Source organism: Pseudomonas sp. PA1(2017) (assembly GCF_001945375.1).
Taxonomy (GTDB): domain Bacteria; phylum Pseudomonadota; class Gammaproteobacteria; order Pseudomonadales; family Pseudomonadaceae; genus Aquipseudomonas.
On the sequence record NZ_MSXU01000010.1, the window covers coordinates 227,834 to 250,510 of the forward strand.

General features: G+C 62.4%; 25 protein-coding genes. 10 read left to right on the forward strand and 15 right to left on the reverse strand.

Annotated elements, in window-relative coordinates:
* Positions 1 to 28 precede the first annotated feature (28 nt).
* Positions 29 to 1,624, forward strand: coding sequence for a glycerol-3-phosphate dehydrogenase (gene glpD, locus BVH01_RS15475; RefSeq protein ID WP_075931379.1), 1,596 nt, complete (start codon positions 29 to 31; stop codon positions 1,622 to 1,624).
* On the opposite strand, the gene BVH01_RS15480 is transcribed toward glpD, so the two are convergent.
* Positions 1,548 to 2,537, reverse strand: coding sequence for an alpha/beta fold hydrolase (locus BVH01_RS15480; RefSeq protein ID WP_075931203.1), 990 nt, complete (start codon positions 2,535 to 2,537; stop codon positions 1,548 to 1,550). The genes glpD and BVH01_RS15480 overlap by 77 nt on opposite strands.
* Before the next feature lie 212 nt (positions 2,538 to 2,749).
* On the opposite strand from BVH01_RS15480, the gene metR reads away from it, so the two are divergent.
* From metR to cmoB, 5 genes are all read left to right on the forward strand, one after another.
* Positions 2,750 to 3,670: a transcriptional regulator MetR gene (metR, locus tag BVH01_RS15485; RefSeq protein WP_075931204.1), complete on the forward strand. Its 921-nt coding sequence runs from the start codon at positions 2,750 to 2,752 to the stop codon at positions 3,668 to 3,670.
* A gap of 30 nt (positions 3,671 to 3,700) precedes the next feature.
* Positions 3,701 to 4,030, forward strand: coding sequence for a DHCW motif cupin fold protein (locus BVH01_RS15490; RefSeq protein WP_075931205.1), 330 nt, complete (start codon positions 3,701 to 3,703; stop codon positions 4,028 to 4,030).
* A 76-nt stretch (positions 4,031 to 4,106) separates the two neighbouring features.
* The gene (locus BVH01_RS15495) at positions 4,107 to 4,499 is read left to right on the forward strand and encodes a protease inhibitor I42 family protein (RefSeq protein ID WP_075931206.1); all 393 of its coding nucleotides are present in this window, start codon (positions 4,107 to 4,109) and stop codon (positions 4,497 to 4,499) included.
* 83 nt (positions 4,500 to 4,582) lie between these two features.
* A complete protein-coding gene (gene cmoA / locus BVH01_RS15500; protein ID WP_075931207.1) occupies positions 4,583 to 5,359 on the forward strand; it encodes a carboxy-S-adenosyl-L-methionine synthase CmoA in 777 nt (258 codons plus the stop codon).
* The gene (cmoB, locus tag BVH01_RS15505) at positions 5,356 to 6,324 is read left to right on the forward strand and encodes a tRNA 5-methoxyuridine(34)/uridine 5-oxyacetic acid(34) synthase CmoB (RefSeq protein ID WP_075931208.1); all 969 of its coding nucleotides are present in this window, start codon (positions 5,356 to 5,358) and stop codon (positions 6,322 to 6,324) included. The genes cmoA and cmoB overlap by 4 nt, the downstream gene beginning before the upstream one ends.
* A gap of 6 nt (positions 6,325 to 6,330) precedes the next feature.
* On the opposite strand, the gene BVH01_RS15510 is transcribed toward cmoB, so the two are convergent.
* Complete coding sequence (locus tag BVH01_RS15510; RefSeq protein ID WP_075931209.1) at positions 6,331 to 6,606, reverse strand: hypothetical protein; 276 nt, start codon at positions 6,604 to 6,606, stop codon at positions 6,331 to 6,333.
* A 127-nt stretch (positions 6,607 to 6,733) separates the two neighbouring features.
* Here BVH01_RS15510 and BVH01_RS15515 point away from each other — a divergent pair, with 127 nt between their 5' ends.
* Positions 6,734 to 7,636 carry a LysR substrate-binding domain-containing protein gene (locus BVH01_RS15515; protein WP_075931380.1) on the forward strand — a complete coding sequence of 301 codons (903 nt, stop codon included), beginning with the start codon at positions 6,734 to 6,736 and terminating at the stop codon, positions 7,634 to 7,636.
* Here the strand turns inward: BVH01_RS15515 and pdxJ are convergent.
* The 11 genes from pdxJ to rpoE all read right to left on the reverse strand — a co-directional run bounded on the left by pdxJ (position 7,633) and on the right by rpoE (position 17,813).
* Positions 7,633 to 8,376 carry a pyridoxine 5'-phosphate synthase gene (pdxJ, locus tag BVH01_RS15520; protein WP_075931210.1) on the reverse strand — a complete coding sequence of 248 codons (744 nt, stop codon included), beginning with the start codon at positions 8,374 to 8,376 and terminating at the stop codon, positions 7,633 to 7,635. The genes BVH01_RS15515 and pdxJ overlap by 4 nt on opposite strands.
* Positions 8,369 to 9,067, reverse strand: a complete 699-nt coding sequence (recO, locus tag BVH01_RS15525; RefSeq protein ID WP_075931211.1) for a DNA repair protein RecO — start codon at positions 9,065 to 9,067, stop codon at positions 8,369 to 8,371. The genes pdxJ and recO overlap by 8 nt, the downstream gene beginning before the upstream one ends.
* 48 nt (positions 9,068 to 9,115) lie before the next feature.
* Positions 9,116 to 10,018: a GTPase Era gene (era, locus tag BVH01_RS15530; protein WP_075931212.1), complete on the reverse strand. Its 903-nt coding sequence runs from the start codon at positions 10,016 to 10,018 to the stop codon at positions 9,116 to 9,118.
* Positions 10,011 to 10,700 (reverse strand): ribonuclease III, encoded by a 690-nt coding sequence (gene rnc / locus BVH01_RS15535; protein ID WP_013792324.1) that lies wholly within the window; start codon positions 10,698 to 10,700, stop codon positions 10,011 to 10,013. The genes era and rnc overlap by 8 nt, the downstream gene beginning before the upstream one ends.
* On the reverse strand, positions 10,697 to 11,074 hold the full coding sequence (locus tag BVH01_RS15540; RefSeq protein ID WP_013792325.1) for a DUF4845 domain-containing protein: 378 nt from the start codon (positions 11,072 to 11,074) through the stop codon (positions 10,697 to 10,699). The genes rnc and BVH01_RS15540 overlap by 4 nt, the downstream gene beginning before the upstream one ends.
* 106 nt (positions 11,075 to 11,180) lie before the next feature.
* Positions 11,181 to 12,035 carry a signal peptidase I gene (gene lepB, locus BVH01_RS15545; protein WP_075931213.1) on the reverse strand — a complete coding sequence of 285 codons (855 nt, stop codon included), beginning with the start codon at positions 12,033 to 12,035 and terminating at the stop codon, positions 11,181 to 11,183.
* A gap of 5 nt (positions 12,036 to 12,040) precedes the next feature.
* The gene (gene lepA / locus BVH01_RS15550; RefSeq protein ID WP_075931214.1) at positions 12,041 to 13,840 is read right to left on the reverse strand and encodes a translation elongation factor 4; all 1,800 of its coding nucleotides are present in this window, start codon (positions 13,838 to 13,840) and stop codon (positions 12,041 to 12,043) included.
* Positions 13,841 to 14,114: 274 nt separating this feature from the next.
* Entirely contained in the window at positions 14,115 to 15,500 is a 1,386-nt protein-coding gene (locus tag BVH01_RS15555) for a DegQ family serine endoprotease (RefSeq protein WP_371915281.1), read from the reverse strand.
* Positions 15,501 to 15,647: 147 nt separating this feature from the next.
* On the reverse strand, positions 15,648 to 16,601 hold the full coding sequence (locus BVH01_RS15560) for a MucB/RseB C-terminal domain-containing protein (RefSeq protein ID WP_075931215.1): 954 nt from the start codon (positions 16,599 to 16,601) through the stop codon (positions 15,648 to 15,650).
* Between the two features lie 11 nt (positions 16,602 to 16,612).
* Positions 16,613 to 17,200, reverse strand: a complete 588-nt coding sequence (locus BVH01_RS15565; RefSeq protein ID WP_075931216.1) for a sigma-E factor negative regulatory protein — start codon at positions 17,198 to 17,200, stop codon at positions 16,613 to 16,615.
* A gap of 31 nt (positions 17,201 to 17,231) precedes the next feature.
* On the reverse strand, positions 17,232 to 17,813 hold the full coding sequence (rpoE, locus tag BVH01_RS15570) for an RNA polymerase sigma factor RpoE (RefSeq protein ID WP_013792331.1): 582 nt from the start codon (positions 17,811 to 17,813) through the stop codon (positions 17,232 to 17,234).
* A gap of 592 nt (positions 17,814 to 18,405) precedes the next feature.
* Between rpoE and nadB the strand changes: the two genes are divergently transcribed.
* Positions 18,406 to 20,022: an L-aspartate oxidase gene (nadB, locus tag BVH01_RS15575; RefSeq protein WP_075931217.1), complete on the forward strand. Its 1,617-nt coding sequence runs from the start codon at positions 18,406 to 18,408 to the stop codon at positions 20,020 to 20,022.
* Here the strand turns inward: nadB and BVH01_RS15580 are convergent.
* Complete coding sequence (locus tag BVH01_RS15580; RefSeq protein WP_075931218.1) at positions 19,991 to 20,443, reverse strand: protein YgfX; 453 nt, start codon at positions 20,441 to 20,443, stop codon at positions 19,991 to 19,993. The genes nadB and BVH01_RS15580 overlap by 32 nt on opposite strands.
* On the reverse strand, positions 20,427 to 20,681 hold the full coding sequence (locus tag BVH01_RS15585) for a succinate dehydrogenase assembly factor 2 (protein ID WP_075931219.1): 255 nt from the start codon (positions 20,679 to 20,681) through the stop codon (positions 20,427 to 20,429). Before BVH01_RS15585 ends, BVH01_RS15580 begins: the two co-directional genes overlap by 17 nt.
* Positions 20,682 to 20,839: 158 nt before the next feature.
* On the opposite strand from BVH01_RS15585, the gene BVH01_RS15590 reads away from it, so the two are divergent.
* Entirely contained in the window at positions 20,840 to 21,781 is a 942-nt protein-coding gene (locus BVH01_RS15590; protein WP_075931220.1) for a folate-binding protein YgfZ, read from the forward strand.
* A 48-nt stretch (positions 21,782 to 21,829) separates the two neighbouring features.
* Complete coding sequence (locus BVH01_RS15595) at positions 21,830 to 22,666, forward strand: HDOD domain-containing protein (protein ID WP_075931221.1); 837 nt, start codon at positions 21,830 to 21,832, stop codon at positions 22,664 to 22,666.
* Positions 22,667 to 22,677 lie beyond the last annotated feature (11 nt).

Sequence of the window (22,677 nt, forward strand, 5' to 3'; positions counted from 1 at the left end):
AATGAAAACGCTATACGAGGCCCCGACGATGTCCACATCCAGCCTGTCCAACAGCCCGCTGTCCGAGGTTTACGATATTGCCGTCGTGGGCGGCGGCATCAACGGCGCAGGTATCGCCTGTGATGCGGCGGGTCGCGGCCTGTCGGTATTCCTATGCGAAAAGGACGACCTCGCCCGTCACACCTCGTCGGCGAGCAGCAAGCTGATCCATGGTGGCCTGCGCTACCTGGAGCACCACGAATTCCGCCTGGTACGCGAAGCACTGGCCGAACGTGAAGTGCTGCTGGCCAAGGCGCCGCACATCGTCAGCCCGATGCGCTTCATCCTCCCTCACCGCCCGCACCTGCGCCCGGCCTGGATGATCCGTGCCGGCCTGTTCCTGTATGACAATCTGGGCAAGCGCAAGGCGCTGCCACGTTCGCGAGGCCTCAGCTTCGGCGCCAACAGCCCGCTCAAGGCCGAGATCAGCAAGGGTTTCGAATACTCCGATTGCTGGGTCGACGACGCCCGCCTGGTGGTGCTAAATGCCATGGCCGCCCGCGAGCACGGCGCCCATGTGCATACCCACACGCGCTGCGTGAGCGCACGCCGCAGCAAGGGCGCCTGGGAGGTCGATCTGGAACGCGCCGATGGCAGCCGCTTCTCGATCCGCGCCAAGGCGCTGGTCAATGCCGCTGGCCCCTGGGTGGCGCGCTTCATCCGCGACGACCTGCAGCAGAAGTCGCCGTACGGCATCCGCCTGATTCAGGGCAGCCATATCGTCGTACCGCGCCTGTTCGAGGGCAAGGAAGCCTACATCCTGCAGAACGAAGACCGTCGCATCGTGTTCGCCATCCCGTATCTGGATCGCTTCACCCTGATCGGCACCACCGATCGCGAGTACCAGGGTGACCCGGCTACCGTAAGCATCAGCGAGGAAGAAACCACGTACCTGCTGAAAGTGGTCAACGATCACTTCCGCAAATCGCTCAGCCGTGACGACATCCTCCACAGCTACGCCGGTGTGCGCCCGCTGTGCGACGACGAGTCCGACGAGCCCTCAGCCATCACCCGCGACTACACCCTGTCGCTGTCGGCCCAGGGCGGCGAGCCTCCGCTGTTGTCGGTGTTTGGCGGCAAGCTGACCACCTACCGCAAGCTCGCGGAATCGGCACTGGCCCAGCTGGCGCCGTTCTTCCCGAATATGAAGGCGCGCTGGACGGCCGATGCCCCGCTGCCTGGCGGCGAGAACATGCAAAGCCGTGAAAGCCTGATCGAAGCCCTGCGCGCCCGCCACGGCTGGCTGAGCGCCGAGCTGGCGAGCCGCTGGGCCATCACCTACGGCAGCCGAACCTGGCAATTGCTCGACAAGGTGCAGAGCGAGAGCGACCTGGGCGAACACTTCGGCCACGACCTGTACGCCCGCGAAGTGGACTACCTGCGCGAGCAGGAATGGGCCACCGAGGTGGACGATATCCTCTGGCGCCGTAGCAAGCTGGGCCTGTTCCTGTCCGCTGCCGAGCGCAGCCGACTGGAAGCCTACCTGGCCCCCGCCGCACCTACGCTGCTTACATCTGCACCAGTTGCACATCCAGCCGATGCGCTTGCAGATGCGGCAGCACCGCGGCAAGCAACGGCGCCTTGAAACGCTCCTGAAAGCGGTGGGCCAGCCCGGGAATCAGGCGCAGCTCGCTACCGCGAATATGTGCAGCCACGTGCACGCCGTGCATCACTGGCAACAGCGGATCGGCGGTGCCATGCACCACCAGGGTCGGCACCTGCAAACGATTGAGCAGATCGACCCGGCTGCGTTCGGCGAGAATCGCCAGTAACTGGCGCTCCACGCCCGCCGGGTTGAAGGCGCGGTCATAGGCGACCTCGGCCTGGTGGAGCAACATGGCGCGGTCATCCACCACGGCAGGGCTGCCGAGCGCCGCCAACAGGTCGGCCTGCTGCTCCAGCGCCACTTCACGGCTCGGCGCCTCGCGGCGCGCCAGCAGGCGCAGCAACGCCGGGCTGGGAGCCGGCAATCCTTGAGCCCCCGAACTGGTCATCACCAGCGTCAGGCTACGCACCCGCTGGGGTGCCATGTCGGCGACATGTTGGGCGATCATCCCGCCCATGCTGGCGCCAAGCAGATGAAAATCCTCGATGCCCAGCGCATCCATCAAACCCAAGGCGTCGCCGGCCATATCGCGTAGCCGATAGGGCGCGCCAACCGACAGCCCGAGCCGGTAGCGCAGCACCTCGAAGGCCAGATTGGCCTCGGGTGCCTGAGTGTTCCAGCGACTCAGCCCTACGTCGCGATTATCGAAACGGATCACCCGAAAGCCCTGCTCGCAGAGTTGCTCGACCACGTCATCCGGCCAGTGAATCAACTGCCCACCGAGGCCCATGACCAACAGCAGGGCCGGATCGCTGCTACGCCCGATGCTCTGGTACGCAAGGCTCACATCGCCCAGCGCCACGCGCTCGACGTCCGTGCCGACCTTGCATGTTTCGGCCGCCAGAGACGACAGGCTGCCCAGCAGGGCAGCCAGAAAGATGACGATGCGCATGATGAATTCCACGAGCGAAGGGGCGAGTAGCTGGCAAGTGTTGCAGTGAAGGAGCACGGCGCGCTGCCACACAACGGTGACAGTTTGATGAAACCTGCCAAACGGACGCACGAGGTGCGACTCGACAGCAGGCCAACTCATGGGCGACACTCGCACACATGAATACCGCTCATCTTCCTGACTGAGCAGTTGAATACTTTGCAGGTAACCTGATGCTCGAAATTCGTCACCTGAAAACGCTCCACGCCCTGCGGGAAACCGACAGCCTGGTCGAAGCCGCCGATCGCTTGCATTTGACCCAATCGGCACTGTCGCACCAGTTCAAGGAACTCGAGGAGCGCCTTGGCATGCAGCTGTTCGTGCGCAAGACCAAGCCGGTGCGCTTCACCAGCGCCGGCCTGCGTCTGCTCCAGTTGAGCGACGCCGTGCTGCCATTGCTGCGCAGCGCCGAGCGCGATCTGTCGCGTCTTGCCGGTGGCACGGCCGGCCGCCTGCACATGGCGATCGAGTGCCACAGTTGCTTTCAATGGCTGATGCCGACCATCGACCAGTTCCGCGATGCATGGCCGGAGGTCGAGCTCGACCTGGCCTCGGGCTTCTCCTTCGCGCCCCTGCCCGCCCTGGCCCGTGGCGATCTGGACCTGGTGGTAACGTCGGACCCGGTGGAGCTGTCCGGCATTACCTATGTGCCGTTGTTCACCTACGAAGCCATGCTCGCGGTGGCCAACCAGCACGCCCTGGCCAGTCGCCCCTATATCCGCCCTGAAGACCTGCTGAAGGAAACCCTGATCACCTACCCGGTGGAGCGTGATCGCCTGGATATATTCACCCGCTTTCTGGAGCCCGCCGACATCGAGCCGGCCCAGGTACGCACGTCCGAGCTGACGGTGATGATGATGCAGCTGGTGGCCAGTGGTCGCGGTGTCTGCGGCCTGCCCAACTGGGCGCTGCACGAGTACAGCTCACGGGGCTACGTGACCGCCAAGCGCCTTGGCGACAAGGGTTTGTTCGCCACGCTCTACGCCGGCGTGCGCACCGACATGCTCGATGCGCCGTTCATGCGTGATTTCCTGCTCACCGCCAAGGACACTTCGTTCGCCAATCTCGAAGGCGTCAGCGTCGCCCGGCAGTAACCCCTTTCCACGGCAACACAGGGCTTCACCATGAACATCAGCGACATCCCCTTTGGCGTCACCGACTGGAGCCAGATTCAGCCTACCGAACACGCTGGCGAAACCGGCATGGCCTATTGGCGCACCTGCCAGTTCGGCGCGCTGCGCGTGCGCATGGTCGAGTACACGGCGGGCTATCTGGCCGACCACTGGTGCAAGAAGGGCCACATCTTGCTCTGCCTGGAAGGTGAGCTGCACACCGAGCTCGATGACGGCCGCCGCTTCGTGATGACACCCGGCATGAGTTATCAGGTCGCCGATGGCGCCGAAGCGCACCGCAGCTCGACGAGCACCGGCGCTCGACTGTTCATCGTCGACTGAATCGGGCCGCCGACAGGTTACAGCCTCGCCGTTCTGCCGTTATGCTGGCGGTCGATTTCTGCGCCTGGAGCCCGTCATGATCAATGCCTACCGTCTGCCCGTTATCGCCGGTCTGGTTCTGCTGGGCGCCTGCGCCAGCCCCTCGAAAACCCTGCAGGTGCAGAAGCAGAGCCGGTGCCCGATCGCCCTGCACGCGGGCCAGCAGTTGATCCTCAGCCTGCCGAGCAACCCGACGACGGGTTATCGCTGGACGGTGCAGGAAGACGCGGCCGCGGTGCTCAAGGCCCTTGGCCCGGAAGTCTACAGCGCAGCCGAGGATTCCGACCTGGTCGGCGGCGACGGCCACTCCACCTGGCGCTTCCAGGCCACCGAGGCGGGTGAAGCCCAGTTGCTGCTGACCTACGCCCAGCCCTGGGATGCCAGCGCCGCGCCCGCCGACACCTTCGATTGTCAGATCCGCGTGCGCTAAGGATGCGGCTGCACGGCCAAACCCAGGCCGACCATCGCATCAGGCTCGTCACGAGGTTTGGCTAATCGCCGGACTTGGCTAAAATGCGCGCCTTTCCAGCGCCATGCAGACCGACCGTGAACAGACAGCCCGACCAACTCTTCGCCCAGCCACTGGATCAGGTGCCGGATTTCGTCTTCAACGAGGACGTGGCCCGGGTCTTTCCCGACATGATCAAGCGCTCGGTGCCGGGCTATCCGACCATCGTCGAGAACATCGGCGTTCTGGCCGGCCAGTTCGCCCAGCCCGGCAGCCTGCTCTATGACCTGGGTTGCTCGCTGGGCGCCGTCACCCAGGCGCTGCGTCGCCACGTACAGGTGGACGGTTGCCGGGTGATCGCCGTGGACAACTCCAGCGCCATGGTCGAGCGCTGCCGCGAGTACCTGCACGCCCAGGACGCCATGTTCCAGGAGCTGCTGCCGGTCGAGGTCATCGAAGCCGACATTCTCGCCATGGACTGGCAGCCCGCCTCCCTGGTGGCGATGAACTTCACCCTGCAGTTCATCGCCCCGGAAAACCGCCTGGAACTGCTGAGCCGGATGCGCAGTACCCTGCTGCCCGGTGGTGCGCTGATCCTCTCCGAGAAACTGCGCTTCGAAGACGAACAACAGCACGCCCTGCTCACCGACCTGCACATCGCCTTCAAGCGGGCCAACGGCTACAGCGAACTGGAAATAGCCCAGAAGCGTAGCGCCATCGAAAACGTCATGCTGCCCGACAGCCTCGAACAGCACCGTGAACGCCTGCAGACGGCAGGCTTCAGCAAAGTGGTGCCGTGGTTCCAGTGCCTGAACTTCGCGTCCCTGGTGGCCTTGCCATGATGCGCCGTATGGATCTGGACGCCCTGCAGGCCGAGCTCGCCGGCACGCCCCTGCAGGACTGGAGCGCTGACTTGCCCGGGCAGATCGACGCCAAACTGGCCATCGGTCATGGCGACCTGCAGCGTTGGCATGCGGCTGTCGAAGCGCTGCCACAGTTGCAGACCGAGCAGATCGACCTGCAGCAGGACTTCCGCCTCGACGGCCATTGCGATGAGGCCACCCGAGCGGCGCTGGACAGTGCCCTGCGCGGCCTGATCCCCTGGCGCAAAGGCCCTTTCCATACCTTCGGCGTGCACGTGGACACCGAATGGCGCTCGGACTGGAAGTGGCAGCGCGTCGCCCCGCATCTGGATCTCAGAGGCAGACGCGTGCTCGACGTCGGCTGCGGCAATGGCTACTACATGTGGCGCATGCTCGGCGCCGGCGCCCGCAGCGTGGTCGGCATCGACCCGAACTGGCTGTTCCTCTGCCAGTTCCTGGCAATGAAGAACTACCTGCCGGATCTGCCCGCCTGGCACCTGCCGCTGGGTATCGAAGAGCTGCCATCGAAGCTGCTGGGCTTCGACACGGTGTTTTCCATGGGCGTGCTCTATCACCGCCGCTCGCCCATCGACCACCTGCTCGAACTCAAGGACTGCCTGCGCAAGGGCGGCGAACTGGTGCTGGAAACCCTGGTGGTGGAAGGCGACGCCCAACAGGTGCTGGTCCCCGAAGACCGCTACGCGCAGATGCGCAACGTATGGTTCCTGCCCTCGGTGCCGGCGCTGGAGCTATGGCTGCGCCGCGCCGGGTTCCTGGATGTGCGCTGCGTGGACGTCAGCGTCACCTCGGTCGAAGAGCAGCGCAGCACCGACTGGATGCGCTACCAGTCGCTGCCCGAATTTCTTGACCCGCTCGACCGCCGTCGTACCATTGAAGGGCTGCCGGCGCCACGCCGCGCCGTGCTGGTGGCACGCAAGCCCTGATAAAGGCTAGTCGGCGGCATCACCCTTGCGGCGCCATTCAGCCTGCCGCGCCGCGATCAGTGCAAGGGGCATCTGCGCCCCGGTACTGACTCGCCCGTGAGCACTTCCCAGGCGAATCTGCCCTGCGCGATCGAGCATCATCAGGCGGCGCATCTTGCGCCTCCAGCACCAGGCGAAATACCAGTCGCCCAGCCACTGCATCAGCTGGTGCGGGTCTGCACCCGGCGACCTAGCCAAATTGGCGCGCTCGATATGTGCGGCGTGCTGTTCATTCGACTTCATGACAATTCTCCAGGGCAGCCATTGCTCACCGGTTATCGGTGATTGCTTGCCGACAGCTTGAGCTGCGCTTATCGTTAATAAAATCGACAAATACATAACCATCAGTTAATAAAATATTAACGACATGATGAACAGTCCATCGCCAACCAACATGCCTGGCGCATTGCCCCTATTGGAAAGCGATGTGCTGAAGACTTTCGTCGGCATTGCCGAAAGCGGCAGCTTCACCCGCACCGCCGCGCAGGTGTTCCGCACCACGGCTGCGGTCAGCCAGCAGATCAAACGCCTGGAGGAAACCCTTGGCCGCACGCTGTTTCTACGCGAGAGCCGCCGCGTGCGGCTCACGCCGGATGGCGAAGTTCTGCTCGGCTATGCCCGCCGCCTGCTCAAGCTCAACGAGGAAGCGGTGGCGCATTTCCGGGTGCCCAGCCTGGCGGGCACCGTGCGTTTCGGCACGCCGTTCGACATCGGTGTCGGCTCGCTGCCGGACCTATTGTCACAGTTCGCCCTCAGCCATCCGGCCGTGCAAGTCGATGTCTCGGTGGGTCGCAGTTGTGAGCTGATCGAGCGCCTGGATGCCGGCGAACTCGACCTGACACTGCTCAATACCGGTGATGCCGATGCCGATGACACCCGTGGCGAAGTCATTTGCAGCGAATCACTAGTGTGGGCAGGTCGAGAAGGCGGCCTGGCCGTCAAGCGCGACCCGTTGCCGCTTGCGCTGGCCAATACCGGCTGCGCCTGGCGTCGTGCCGCCCTGGACGGTCTGGACCGCCAGGGGCGCAGCTATCGCATCGCCTATTCCAGTGAACAATGCGCCGGCCAGGAAGCCGCACTGCTGGCCGACCTGGCCATTGCGGCCTTGCCCGCCAGCCTGGTCAAACCCCCGCTACGCCGCCTTTCTCAGCAGGAGCACGGCCTGCCGCCACTGGGCGCCTACCACATCAAACTACTGCGCGGCAGCAACCGTGGCGCGGCCGCCGAAGCACTGGCGGCGCAGGTGGCAGTGGCTTACGGCGCCATGCGTTAGCGCGACACAACGCTTTCGATCAGTTGCTTCATCTCGCGCACGGCTTCCTTGAAGCCGACGAACAACGCGTGGCTGACCAGCGCATGGCCGATGTTCAGCTCGTTGATACCGGGGATCGCCGCGACCGGCTCGACGTTGTGGTAATGCAGGCCGTGGCCGGCGTTGACGATCAACCCCAGCGACACGCCCAGGGCGACGCCTTCTCGGATACGCTGCAGCTCGGCAGCCGCTTCTTGCGGCGTATGCGCATCGGCATACCGCCCGGTATGCAGTTCGATGGCCGGTGCGCCGACGCGCTTGCTCGCCTCGATCTGCTGCGGGTCGGCATCGATGAACAGCGAAACCTCGCTGCCGACGGCCGCCAGGCGCGTTACCGCCGCGGCAATCCGCGCTTCCTGGCCGGCGACGTCAAGGCCACCTTCGGTGGTCAGCTCCTGGCGGGTTTCCGGCACCAGGCACACGTGCTCGGGGCGTATTTCCTCGGCGAAGGCGAGCATGAAGTCGGTCACGCCCATCTCGAAGTTCATGCGCGTCTGCATGACTTCCTTGAGCACGCGCACGTCGCGCTCCTGGATATGCCGGCGATCTTCACGCAAGTGCACGGTGATGCCATCGGCACCCGCCTCTTCGGCGTCCAGCGCGGCTTTTACCGGATCGGGATAGCGAGTACCACGCGCCTGGCGCAGCGTGGCGACGTGATCGATATTCACGCCCAGCAAAACACGGTTGGCTTCAGTCACGATTCGGCTCCTTGAGCGTCATGAACAATTCGCGGCTGACCAGCGGTCGGCCGCCAAGATGGGGGGCGAGGGCCTGGCGCATCAGGCGCTTGGCCGCCGCCAGGGCACCGGGCGTGCTCCAGTCTGCATCGGCCATGGCCAGCAGTTCGCTACCGAGAAAGGCCCCGGGCTGCCAATGACCGATGGGCAGAAAGCCGCTGTCGGCCTCCAGCCGGTACAAGCCGTCGCTGGCCACGGCATTGCCCTGCACGTCGCTGTCGAGGGCGAAACCATAGCCGAGTTCATCAAGCAGCCGCCATTCGAACGCGCGCAAGATCGGCTCCAGCGGCCGCCCTTGGGCCAGCGCCAGGATGCTCATGGCGTAATGCTCGAAAATCACCGGGTGCGGGTCTTCGGCTGGCAGCACGCGAATCAGCAATTCGTTGAGGTACAGCCCGCTGAATAGCGCCTCGCCGGTGAGCAGGTTGGGAATGCCGGCGGCTTCCAGGCGGCCGACGTTCTTAAGCTCGCCGCGGCCGCGGGTTTCCAGCTCCAGGGGAATGAACGGCCGCGCCAGGCTGCCAGCCTTGCCACGCGCGCCACGCAATACGGCGCGCAACCGGCCTTGCGGGGTCAGGAAGTCGACCAGCGCGCTGCTCTCGCGGTACGCGCGACTGTGCAGGACATAGGCGGGCTGGCTGAGCGCAAGCATGGGAAGAAACTCGCTGAGTTAGCCAGCCGCAGCGCGGCGGATGCCGGGTCAGATATCGTCGTAACCGAGCGAACGCAGGGCGCGTTCGTCATCGGACCAGCCACTCTTCACCTTGACCCAGAGATTGAGCATGACCTTGGTGTCGAACATCGACTCCATGTCCTTGCGCGCTTCCTGGCCAATGCGTTTAAGGCGCTCGCCCTTCTCGCCGATGATGATCTTCTTCTGGCCATCGCGTTCGACCAGGATCAGCGCATGGATATGCATGATCCGCCCTTCGCGCTTGAACTCCTCGATCTCCACGGTGATCTGGTAAGGCAGCTCGGCACCGAGCTGACGCATGATCTTCTCGCGTACCAGCTCGGCGGCGAAGAAACGCCCGGAGCGGTCGGTGATCTGGTCTTCCGGAAAGAAGTGCACACCCTCGGGCAGGCGCTCGCCTACCAGCTTTTCCAAAGCATCGAGGTTGTGCCCATGCTGCGCCGAAACCGGCACGATCTCGGCGTTGGGCAGTTGCTGCGCCAGCCACTGCAGGTGCGGCATCAGGTCGGCCTTGTCTTCCAGGCGATCGGTCTTGTTGACCGCCAGGATCACCGGCCCTTCGACGTACTGGACGCGTTCGAGCACCATCTGGTCCTCGTCGGTCCAGCGGGTGCGATCGACCACGAAGATCACCACGTCGACATCCTTCAGAGCCGACGAGGCGTTCTTGTTCATGTAACGGTTGATCGCCTTGTCGTTGTTCTTGTGCAGGCCGGGCGTATCGACGTAGATCGCCTGCACTTCACCCTCGGTCTTGATGCCGAGCATGTTGTGGCGAGTGGTCTGTGGCTTGCGCGAGGTGATCGCCAGCTTCTGACCGAGAATGTGGTTGAGCAGCGTCGATTTGCCCACGTTGGGCCGGCCAACGATGGCGACATAGCCACAGCGCGTTACGGGCGAATCAGTCATTGCCGTTCTCCACACCCAGGGCGATCAGCGCGGCAGTGGCCGCGACCTGTTCGGCGATCCGGCGGCTGGCGCCTTGGCCCAGGGTTTTGTCATTGAGTAGATTGACCTGACATTCGACCACGAATGTCCGGCAATGGGGTTCGCCCTGAATGTCGACCACCTCGTAACGCGGCAGCTCGCAAGCACGCGACTGAAGGAACTCCTGCAGGCGAGTCTTGGGGTCCTTGTTGGTGTCGACCAGGGTCAGGCCGTCTAGCTCATTGGTCAGCCAGGCCAGCACGCGTTCGCGGGCGACGTCCATGCCGGCATCCAGGTAGATGGCACCGATCAGCGCTTCCAAGGCGTCGGCCAGGATCGAGTCGCGGCGAAAACCACCGCTCTTCAGCTCACCCGAGCCCAGGCGCAGGTACTCACCAAGATCGAAACCGCGCGCCAGCACGGCAAGGGTCTCACCCTTCACCAGGCGTGCGCGCAGCCTCGACAGCTGGCCTTCGCGGGCCTGGGGGAAGCGCTCGTAGAGCGCCTCGCCGGCGACGAAATTGAGGATGGCATCACCGAGGAACTCCAGGCGCTCATTGTTGCGTCCGGCAAAACTGCGATGGGTCAGGGCCAGGATCATCAGATCCTGGTCCTTGAAGCTATGCCCGAGCTGGCGCTCGAGGCGGGTCAACGAAACACTCACGGCATACGCACACGAAATTCTTTATCGAAATTAACCACCAGATCGATGTTCTCGATCAGGTGCTCACGTTTTTCATACTTGAGGTGGGCAAGAAATTCGTTGCCATCCTGGGTCACCTTCAGCGCGTCCTGCATGTTCAGGTCGCGGATGCTGTTGACCGTCATGCCACGGCTGACGTGGCTGTAGAAATCGCCCACGGTCCTGACTTCCTGCAGGCGGTCGGTTTCCACGGAGGTGATGATCTTTTCCATCGACATATAGTCGAGGTAATGCGGCACCACCTTGAACGCCGTGCTGGCCAGAAACGCCACGACAGCCAGTACCACCAGCCAGCTGACGATCGACAAGCCCTGCTGCGAGCGTGCGAATTTCATGTTCATCCCCAAAAGTATCCAGATAGTCCGATGCGCGTCGCGCGCATGACAAGACTATAGATAGCTGGCGGCGCCGTATTGAACGGCGCCGCAAATTTTCATCAGATCAGTGAATGAGTCCGACACGGGAGAAGTTCGGCAGGGTCTTGAACTTCGGGTCCGGCCAGCTCATCCAGATGGCAAACGCCTTGCCGACGATGTTGCGATCCGGAACCATGCCCAGCACGTCTTTAGGGATATTCGGGTCGTTCCAGTAACGGCTGTCGTTGGAGTTGTCGCGGTTGTCGCCCATCATGAAGTAGTGCCCTTCAGGGACGGTCCACTCCTTGCCGGGTTCGGCGCGGTAACGGGTCATTTCCTTGCGGATGCGGTGCTCGACATCGCCCAGGCGCTCGCTGTACAGCGTGGCGCTGCCCAGGCTGCCGGGCTCCTCACCGATCAACTGCTCGGCAACCGGCTTGCCATTGACGAACAGGCGCTTGTCGCTGCTGTAGCGCACCTGGTCGCCCGGCAGGCCGATAACGCGCTTGATGTAGTTGACGTTGGGATCGCTCGGGTAGCGAAACACCATGACGTCACCGCGCTGCGGGTCGCCGACTTCGATCACCTTGGTGTCCAGCACCGGCAGGCGAATGCCGTAGGCAAACTTGTTGACCAGGATGAAATCGCCCACTTCCAGGGTCGGAATCATCGACCCGGACGGGATCTGGAATGGCTCGACCAGAAAGGAGCGCAGCACTAGCACGATGGCCAGTACCGGAAAGAACGACTTACCGTACTCGACCAGCAAGGGCTCCTTGTTGAGCTTCTCGACCACTGCGTCGTCGACTTGCTCGACCTTGCCCTGATAACTGGCGATCGCTGCACGACGCCGCGGCGCCAGAAATACCAGATCGAACAAGGCCAGGGCGCCGCACACGGCGACGGCAATGACCAGCAACAGCGGAAAATTGAATGACATAGGCCCTAGCTATCCAACTTGAGTACAGCAAGGAAGGCTTCCTGTGGAATCTCCACGTTCCCCACCTGCTTCATGCGCTTCTTACCGGCCTTCTGCTTCTCCAGCAGTTTGCGCTTACGGCTCACGTCTCCGCCGTAGCACTTGGCCAGAACGTTCTTTCTCAATGCCTTGACAGTGGTTCGTGCCACGATCTGACCGCCAATGGCCGCCTGGATCGCCACATCGAACATCTGCCGAGGGATCAGCTCTTTCATCTTCTCGGTCAACTGACGCCCTTTGTAGTGGGCGTTGTCACGGTGCACGATCAATGCCAGCGCATCGACCTTGTCGCCGTTGATCAACACGTCCAGCTTGACCAGGTTGGCCGACTGGTAACGGTCGAAATGATAATCCAGCGAGGCATAGCCACGGCTGGTGGATTTCAGACGGTCGAAGAAGTCGAGCACCACTTCGTTCATCGGCAGGTCGTAGCGAACCTGAACCTGAGTGCCGAGGAACTGCATGTCACGCTGCACGCCGCGCTTTTCGATGCACAGGGTGATGACGTTACCCAGATGTTCCTGCGGAACCAGGATCGTGGCTTGTACGATCGGCTCACGGAAATCTTCGACCGAGGACACATCCGGCAGCTTCGACGGGTTGTCCACGTAAATGGTTTCACCGGTCTTGAGCACGACTTCGAAAATAACGCTCGGCGCAGTGGTGATCAGGTCCAGGTCGTATTCGCGCTCCAGGCGCTCCTGGATGATTTCCATGTGCAGCATGCCCAGGAAGCCGCAACGGAAGCCGAAGCCCAGAGCGTCGGAGCTTTCCGGCAGATACTGCAGGGACGAATCGTTGAGGGTCAGCTTCTGCAGGGCGTCGCGGAAATCCTCGAAATCATCGGAACTGACCGGGAACAGGCCGGCGTATACCTGCGGCTGGATGCGCTTGAAGCCGGGCAGCATTTCCACGTCGGGCGTCGAACTCAAGGTCAGGGTATCGCCCACCGGCGCACCGTGAATGTCCTTGATGCTGGCGATGATGAAGCCCACTTCGCCGGCTTTGAGGTCGGCGGTAGCCGTGTGCTTGGGATTGAACACCCCGACGCTGTCGACCAGGTGCACCTTGCCGGTGGACTTGACCAGAATCTTGTCGCCCTTCTTGACGCGGCCGTGGCGCACGCGCACCAGAGACACGACGCCCAGGTAGTTGTCGAACCAGGAGTCGATGATCAGCGCCTGCAGCGGCGCCTCGATCTCGCCGGTCGGCGCCGGAATCGCCTGCACCAGACGCTCGAGCACTTCATCGACGCCCATGCCGCTTTTGGCGCTGCACGCCACGGCGTCGCTGGCATCGATACCGATGATCTTCTCGATCTCTTCCTTGACGCGATCAGGGTCGGCCTGCGGCAGGTCCATCTTGTTCAGCACGGGCATGACTTCCAGGCCCTGCTCGATGGCGGTGTAGCAGTTGGCGACCGACTGCGCTTCCACGCCCTGCCCCGCATCGACGACCAGCAGCGCACCTTCGCAGGCCGCCAGCGAGCGGCTCACCTCATAGGTGAAGTCGACGTGACCGGGCGTGTCGATGAAGTTCAGCTGGTAGGTAATGCCGTCCTTCGCCTTGTAATACAGGGTGACGCTGTGGGCCTTGATGGTGATGCCGCGCTCACGTTCCAAGTCCATGGAATCGAGAACCTGAGCCTCCATCTCGCGCGCGGTCAGGCCACCGCACATCTGGATGAAACGGTCAGCCAGCGTCGACTTGCCGTGGTCAATGTGGGCAATGATGGAAAAATTGCGGATATGACTCAGGTCACTCACAGGACAACACTCGAAAAAGGGCGCAGGCGAATGCCTGCCGAAAATAGCCGCGAAGTTTACCCGAGTGGTTGCCCCCACGTCACGTCAGGACAAGCGCACGCGTGCAGTAATTGAGTGCCCGCTTGCCTTGCCTGCCTCGATTGACCGGGATTTGCTGGGCCACCTTCATGAGCAAGCGGTGAGATGGGCACAAAAAAGGGCGACTTTCGTCGCCCTTCAGCTGCTGGCTTTGTTATTGGGCCAGACCTATTCGGCCAAGCCTACTCGGCCAGACCTACTCGGCCAGCTTGAAAGTAATGAAGCTGGCGCGGCCTTGGCGCAGCACGCGCATCGACACCGAACGGTTCTTCGGCAGCGATTGCGCCACCTCGGTGAAGTTCTTCGCCGAGCTGATGGCCTGGTTGTTCAGGTGAGTGATCACGTCGCCCGGACGCAGGCCGATCAGCGCCGCCGGACCATCCTGAACCTCGCGAATCACCACGCCACCACGCAGGTCCAGCGCTTTCTTCTGCTCATCGGTCAGTTCGGCAACGCTGACGCCAAGGCGGTTACTGCTGCGCTCGGCGCCTGGGGTCGCGCCTTCGGAAGCCTCGTCGCCATCATCGGCCGGCATGGTGCCAACAGCCATTTTCAGCGTCTTGCGCGAACCTTCACGGACGATTTCCAGATTCGCCTTGGTGCCCGGTTTCAGGGCGCCAACCAGATGCGGCAGGTCGGCGGACATGATGATCGGTTTGCCATCCAGACTGAGAATGACGTCACCGACTTGCAGGCCGCCCTTGGCAGCCGGGCCATCTTCGAGCACCTGGGCGACCAGCGCACCCGCGGGTTTCTCGAGCCCGAACGACTCGGCGAGATCCTTGTTCACTTCCTGAATCACCACACCCAGCCAGCCACGGCTGACCTTGCCGCTGGCCTTGAGCTGGTCGGCCACATCCATCGCCACGCTCATCGGAATGGCGAAAGACAGGCCCATGAAGCCACCGGAACGGGTGAATATCTGCGAGTTGATACCGACCACCTCGCCATCAAGGTTGAACAACGGGCCGCCGGAGTTACCGGGATTGATCGCCACATCGGTCTGGATGAATGGCACGTAGCTCTCGTTGGGCAGGCTGCGGCCCTTGGCGCTGACGATCCCGGCGGTTACCGAGTGATCGAAACCGAACGGCGAGCCGATGGCCAGCACCCACTCACCGACCTTGAGGTTGTCGGAATTGCCCAGTTTCACGGTAGGCAGGTCGGTCGCCTCGACCTTGAGCAGCGCCACGTCGCTGCGCGGGTCGGTACCGATCAGCTTGGCTTCCAACTCGCTGCGATCGGACAGGCGCACGATGATTTCGTCGGCGTCGGCAACCACATGGTTGTTGGTGAGGATGTAACCATCCTTGGAGATGATGAAGCCCGAGCCGAGCGACTGCGCCTCACGCTGACGACCGCCGCCGCCCGGCGCGCGAGGCTGCTGGGGAATGCTGCGCTCGAAGAACTCGCGGAACATTGGCGGCAGGCCTTCCAGATCCGGCACCGAAAGCCCACCGTTGCTGGCAACGGCATTCGGCACCTTCTGCCGAGTGCTGATGTTGACCACGGCAGGTGAAGCCGCCTCGACCAACGGAGTGAAGTCCGGCAGCTGCGCGTGCGCGGCAACCGACTGCCCCATCAGGAACACCGCGAACAACGCGGCAGCGTAATTTTTCAGGCTAGGCATCGACATTGCAGTTTCTTCCCCATCCAGAACAAACGAGGCCCCTAAGGGGCCATTGGTACAACAAGACAGCACATCGACCTTACTCAGCAGCCTCACCCGTTATGGCGTGGCATGCACATCGTCGGCACGCATCGACATGGCGACACGCTCCGCCGTTCCAAACGGAATTTCGCCCACCACTGTAACCATGACATCCCCGTCATCGGTTGTCAGTCGCCGGGATACGGCTACGGTTGGGCCGAGCTGGTTACGCGCATCCGCGACGGCGGCATCGTGCAAGGGCTCGAGAAAGACGGAAAAACGCGCCAGCCCGTCATCATAGACCAGGCAATCGACGCTATCGGCGGATACCGGGCTGGGCTGCCGGGTCACCGCGCTGAGATTGAAGCCGGGCGGCAACCATTCGGAACGCCAGGATTCTGCGGAAGGCGTGCGCGCCTTGACGACACGTACCGGCGCACAATTCGTGGAAGGCTGCAACACTGCAGCAGGCCGTGTGCCCGCCGTATCGAGCTGAGTGAACTGAAACCGTTCGAGCATCTCGCCGCGATCATTGACCAACAGCGACTTGAGTGGCAGCCCGGTTTCCTTGTCCACGTACAATTGCACACCATAACGGTGATGATCACGTGGAACCAAGCCGAGGATTACAGCCGAACGCCCAGCCACACGAGACTCGCCGCTCAAACGCAGCTCGTACCACTGTTCTATCTGTTTGGCATCGAGACCGTGAGCAGGCCAGGCCTGCTCGTCGACGACAGCAGAGGCGATCGGACCATTGACGCACTGCGCCTGGCCGTTGACTCGAAGCATTTCCTGGGGCGTGCCGTCGAGCTGTAGCAACCGCTCGCGCACAACTCCACCCGGCTCGACCTGACGCCAGATGCTGTGAGTGGAAAGATTACCGCTGCGTTCGTAAACGAAGGTGCCTTGGAAGCTTTGCTTGCTTTCGGCCTGACTCAGCCGCTGCAACCATCCCTGTGCATCGGCGGCCATGGCAGGTGTTGCCGATAGACCGCCGAGCATCAGGGACGTGACGAGAATGGAGCGCATACGCGTCGTTCTTAACGCTCTTCTACACTCGCAGACCGTGCAAACGGCAGTGCGTTTTCAGCAGCGCCTGGGGCGGACTGCTGACCATGCTGACGCAGGTACTCAGGCAGACGCTGCTCGTGCCAGCCTTCACCTTCGGCAGAGACGGTCTCTACAGCCGGCTGCTCGTCCGAAGTCTTGAAGCCCGCCAGAATGGCCGGCCCCTGAGCTTGCGGCAGGGCAATGGACGGCTGATTCTGTTGCGCCAGTTGCGCACCAGAAACGTCATCCTGATTGTAGAAACGCACGCCGGCCAACACGGCAACCGTCACGGTCGCAGCAACGGCTACGCGTCCCAGGCTACGCCACGGACCACGTACGACCTTCTCCTGCGCAACTGGAGTGGCATCGTTTTCCAGAGCCGCGGAAACGGCTGCAGCGATGTCCAGTTTCGGCACGAGCAGATCCTTGTGCATCGCGGCGCGGGCTACTTGGTAACGAGACCAGGTGGCACGCAGTTCGACATCGTTGCTCGCACCGAGCACACGCCGAAGTTCAAGTTCATCCGCTTCGTTATCCATCACCGCGGACAGCGATTCCTGCAGGGCTTCACGACTCATAGCGGTTCCTCTCTTGGCTGTCGCCGCTGTCTCAGGCTTCCTGCAACAGAGGTTGCAGGGACTTATCGATGGCTTCACGCGCCCGAAAGATTCGCGAACGCACGGTACCAACTGGACACTGCATGACGCTCGCAATGTCTTCATAACTAAGACCATCAAATTCACGTAACGTTAGCGCCGTTCGTAAATCTTCTGGCAGTTGCTGGATGCTCCGATGCACGGTGGCTTCGATTTCATCCCTCAACAGGGCTCGCTCGGGAGATTCGATATCCTTGAGGGCGTGATCGCCATCGTAGAATTCGGCATCCTCTGCACTTACATCGTTGTCCGGCGGCCGGCGGCCACGAGAAACGAGATGGTTCTTCGCCGTGTTAATGGCGATGCGGTACAGCCATGTATAGAACGCACTGTCACCGCGAAAGTTTCCAAGTGCCCGATAAGCTTTTACGAAAGCTTCCTGGGCGACATCCTGAGCTTCATGGGTGTCGTGCACGAATCGCACGATCAACCCGAGAATCTTGTGCTGATACTTCAGCACCAACAGATCGAATGCTCGCTTGTCGCCACGCTGAACGCGCTCGACCAGCTGCTGATCTTCTTCCTGGGTTAGCATGAATACTCCTCGTTGAGCCCGTAGGAGGTCTGCACCTGCCAGAAGATCGATCTGCCGAAATAGACTCGAGTCATATGCAAAAGTTCTCTCCCCTACGAACAAGCTTCCCACAAAACATTTTTTGGTTTTGCACGAAACCACGCACCAGGGCCATGCCTGCTGCGCGAATTGTCTTTAGATCACCTGACGGGCCGAATCGAATCGTACAACCGCTTCGCTCACAGACTCGCCAGACACATGCCCTCTCCGGGGCGACTCCGCTATAGAACCCTGCCCCACGGCAAAGTTCAGACATGTTTCAGCGGAGCGAATGCAGCTCCACCACAGCGGCCAGCCGAGCAGGCATATCGCCATCCCGACACGATACACGTTCTGCGCCGGACTACCTACCGGGGCCGCTATTGTGCCGCTGGCTCCCTCTATATACTAGAGTCCGTCGAGCCCCTGCGGTGGTCCTGAAAGCCCCGCCGCGGGCATGGTCAGCTCACCTACCGACTATGCGATACGGGACGTGAGCGCTTCAGCGAAGCACATTCGGTGTCGACCAATCGCGCCTCTTTTTGCTGCATGCCACTCAGTGGAATCCATAACAATGAGCCAACACTTTCAGCACGATGTTCTGGTTATCGGCAGCGGTGCCGCCGGCCTTACCCTGGCGCTAACGCTTCCCGACAATCTGAGCATCGCCGTACTGAGCAAGGGCGAATTGACCAATGGCTCGACCTACTGGGCTCAGGGCGGCGTCGCTGCCGTGCTGGATCACAGCGATACCGTCGACTCGCATGTGAATGACACCCTCAATGCCGGGGCCGGCCTTTGCCGTGAAGATGCCGTGCGTTTTACCGTGGAGCACAGCCGCGAGGCGATCGAATGGCTGATCGAGCAAGGCGTGCCCTTCACCCGCGATGACGAGCACGACCGTGAAGACGGCGGCTTCGAATTTCACCTGACCCGTGAGGGCGGCCACAGCCACCGCCGTATCATCCACGCCGCCGACGCGACCGGCGCGGCTATCTTCAATACCCTGTTCGAACGCACGCGCCAGCGAGACAACGTGGTGCTGCTCGAACAGCGGGTGGCAGTGGACCTGATCACCGAACGCAAGCTGGGTCGAGACGGCCAACGGTGCCTGGGCGCCTACGTGCTGAACCGTCGCAGCGGCGAAGTTGACACCCACCACGCGCGCTTCGTGGTTCTGGCGACCGGCGGGGCGGCCAAGGTCTACCTCTATACCAGCAACCCCGATGGCGCCTGCGGTGACGGCATCGCCATGGCCTGGCGCGCTGGCTGCCGGGTCGGCAACCTGGAATTCAACCAGTTTCACCCCACCTGCCTTTATCATCCGCAGGCCAAGAGTTTTCTTATTACCGAAGCCTTGCGCGGCGAGGGTGCCCTGCTGCGCCTGCCCAACGGCGAACGCTTCATGCCGCGCTTCGACCCGCGCGAGGAACTGGCGCCACGAGACATCGTGGCCCGCGCCATCGACCACGAGATGAAGCGCCTGGGTATCGACTGCGTCTATCTGGATATCAGCCACAAGCCAGCGGACTTCGTCAGAAACCACTTCCCGACCGTTTACCAACGCTGCCTGGAGTTCGGCATCGACATCACCCGCCAGCCCATTCCCGTGGTACCCGCCGCCCATTACACCTGCGGCGGAGTAATGGTCGACCAGGCAGGTCGCAGTGACCTGGAAGGTCTTTACGCCATTGGTGAAACCAGCTTCACCGGCCTACACGGCGCCAACCGCATGGCCAGCAATTCGCTGCTCGAATGCTTCGTGTATGCACGCTCGGCCGCCGCCGACATCGTCGCCAATCTGGATCGCGTAGCGATGCCGGCCAACCTGCCTTCCTGGGACGCCAGTCAGGTCACCGACTCGGACGAGGATGTGATCATCGCTCACAACTGGGACGAACTGCGGCGCTTCATGTGGGATTACGTAGGCATCGTTCGCACCACCAAGCGCCTGCAGCGCGCCCAGCACCGCGTGCGCCTGCTGCTCGATGAAATCGACGAGTTCTACAGCAATTACAAAGTCAGCCGGGATCTGATCGAATTACGCAACCTGGCCCAGGTGGCGGAACTGATGATTCTCTCGGCCATGGCGCGAAAGGAGTCACGCGGCCTGCACTACACGCTGGATTACCCCGACCTGCTGCCCGAGCCAAGCGATACTATTCTGCAACCCGCCAACGCTGACGGCTGAATTTCAGGCGCACCCGCAGGCGTCGGTGCATGTCCTGTGGCATGGCATCGGCCGCGATGCACAGGCTTTTAGTGAGCCGGCTGCCCGGCAGGCGAAAACGAACGATGACCAGCCACGGCAGCGCCATGCTGTCCGGCAGCAGGGTGATGGGCTGCCAGCGCCCTTCGCGGCTCGCCACCTGCCAACCTTCGTCGTCATGACGCAAGCGCTTGAACACCGCCGAATGGTTCAGCAGCACGTGCCTGGGCAGCACCCAGGAGGCATGGCATGCACAACCCAGCACGCCCAGCAGACGCGCCCAGAACGGAATATCGACGAGCGATAACGTCAGCAGCGCCAGGGCCTGGGCGCACAGGTAGACTTCCAGCAGCCGACGTGACGGCCGCCAGTGGCACTCGAACCGTTTACTTGGGTTGGACACGATCCAGGATCATGCGAACGATATGGCGCAGATCGGCATCCTCCGGCTCGCCGCGCTGCATGAACCAGCCGAACATGTCCTGATCCTCGCACTCGAGCAACTTGCGGTAGCGGGCACGATCATCCTCGTCGAGCGTGGGGTAAACCTCCTGCACGAAAGGCACCAGCAACACGTCCAGTTCCAGCATGCCGCGCCGGCTGTGCCAGAAGAGGCGATTGAGTTCAGTGGCATCGACCATGGGAGTGCTCCTCGGAAAAAGGCCGGCAGTATACCAACAGCCGCCGCTCGCATCAGCGTTGCGAGGCGAAACGCCGGACGGCATCTTTGCCTGTAGCTAGACGCTTGCCGCTGCTCTTATCATGGCAGCCTCATTCTTTACCCGCGATTGTCTCGACCATGGCCGATAGCGCTTTCTTCTGCCCGCTCACTCACGAAGGCATCCTCGCCGTGCGCGGCCTCGATGCAGGTAAATTCCTGCAGGGCCAGATCACCTGCAACATCAGCTACCTCGGCGCCAGCGGCTCGAGCCTGGGCGCTCGCTGCACGCCAAAGGGCCGTATGCTGTCGAGCTTTCGCATCGTCAGCGTAGCCGACGGTTTTCTCCTGGCCATGAGCCAGGAGCTGCTGGAGGCGCAACTTGCCGAGCTGCAGAAATACGCGGTGTTCTCCAAGGCCAAGCTGAGCGACGAGAGCGCCGCCTGGGCTCGATTTGGCCTGAGCGGCGCGGATGCCATCCTGCAAGCCTTGGGGCTGGACCTCGCAGCCGAAGCTGACAGCGTGGCGAACGCTGACGCGCTGCTGGCCATTCGTCTCAGCGACGGCCGCGCCGAGCTGTGGGCACCGGCCGAGCAGGCTCAAACCCTGCACGCACGCCTGAGCGAGCAGCTCACTGAAGCCTCGCTCAACGACTGGCTGCTGGCGCAGATCCGCGCCGGTATTGGCCAGGTGACCGGCACCACCCGCGAGCTGTTCATTCCGCAGATGATCAATCTGCAGGCCGTAGGCGGCGTGAGCTTCAAGAAGGGCTGCTACACCGGCCAGGAAATCGTCGCCCGCATGCAGTACCTGGGCAAGCTCAAGCGCCGCCTCTATCGCCTGCGCCTGGCTGGCGACCAACCGCCCGCGCCTGGCACCGAATTGTTCTCGCCCGTGCACCGCAGCGCGGTGGGCGAAGTGGTGCTGGCCGCCTCGAGCGCCAGCGGCGTGGAACTGCTGGCAGTCGTGCAGGAAGACGCGGCACTCGACGGCAATATCCACCTGGGCAGCCTCGACGGTTTACCGCTCGACCTGCTCGACCTGCCGTATACGCTGGACAGCAACCGCGAAATCCAGCGCTGACGTACACTGCGTAGCGTCTGCCATCACTCCGCCAAGAACGAGAACTTCATGAGCAAACTCGCCGAGAAAGTCCTGCTGGATCTGACCAGGGCCATCGACAACGATGAACTGGTGCTGCCCACCCTGCCCGAGGTCGCCCTGAAGGTTCGCGAGGCGGCGGAAGATCCCAACGTGGGCATCCCCGAGATGACCAAGGTGATCGGTAACGACGCCGCGCTCACCGCACGCATCATCAAGGTGGTGAACAGCCCGCTGCTGCGCACCAACCGGGAAATCACCGACCTGCAGATGGCCATCGGCCGCCTGGGCATCAACTACACCTGCAACCTGGCCACGGGCCTGGCCATGGAACAGATGTTCCAGGCGACCACCGATGTGGTCGACCGCAAGATGCGCGAAGTGTGGACCAAGAGCACCGAAATAGCTGGCATCTGCCACGTGCTGTGCCGCCATTACACGCGCCTGATGCCGGACCAGGCCACCCTCGCCGGCCTGGTGCACCAGATTGGTGTGCTGCCTATCCTGACCTATGCCGAAGAGCACAGCGAGCTGCTGGCCGACTCGATCAGCCTCAACCACGTGATCGAGCAGATCCACCCGATCATTGGCGACAAGATCCTGCGTACCTGGGAATTCCCGGAAATGATCGCCTGCATTCCGAGCCAGTACCTGAACTTCAGCCGCGACGGCGGCAAGGTGGACTACGTCGACATCGTGCAAGTGGCCACCCTGCAGAGCCACCTCGGCACTCCGCACCCTTACACCCAACTGGACTGGAGCCAGATCCCGGCGTTCGCCAAGCTCGGCATCAAACCGGATCTGGATATCCATGCCGACGAAGACCTGTCGGCGGCCATGGATGCTGCCATGACCATGCTGCAGTAACCGCTCGGGGG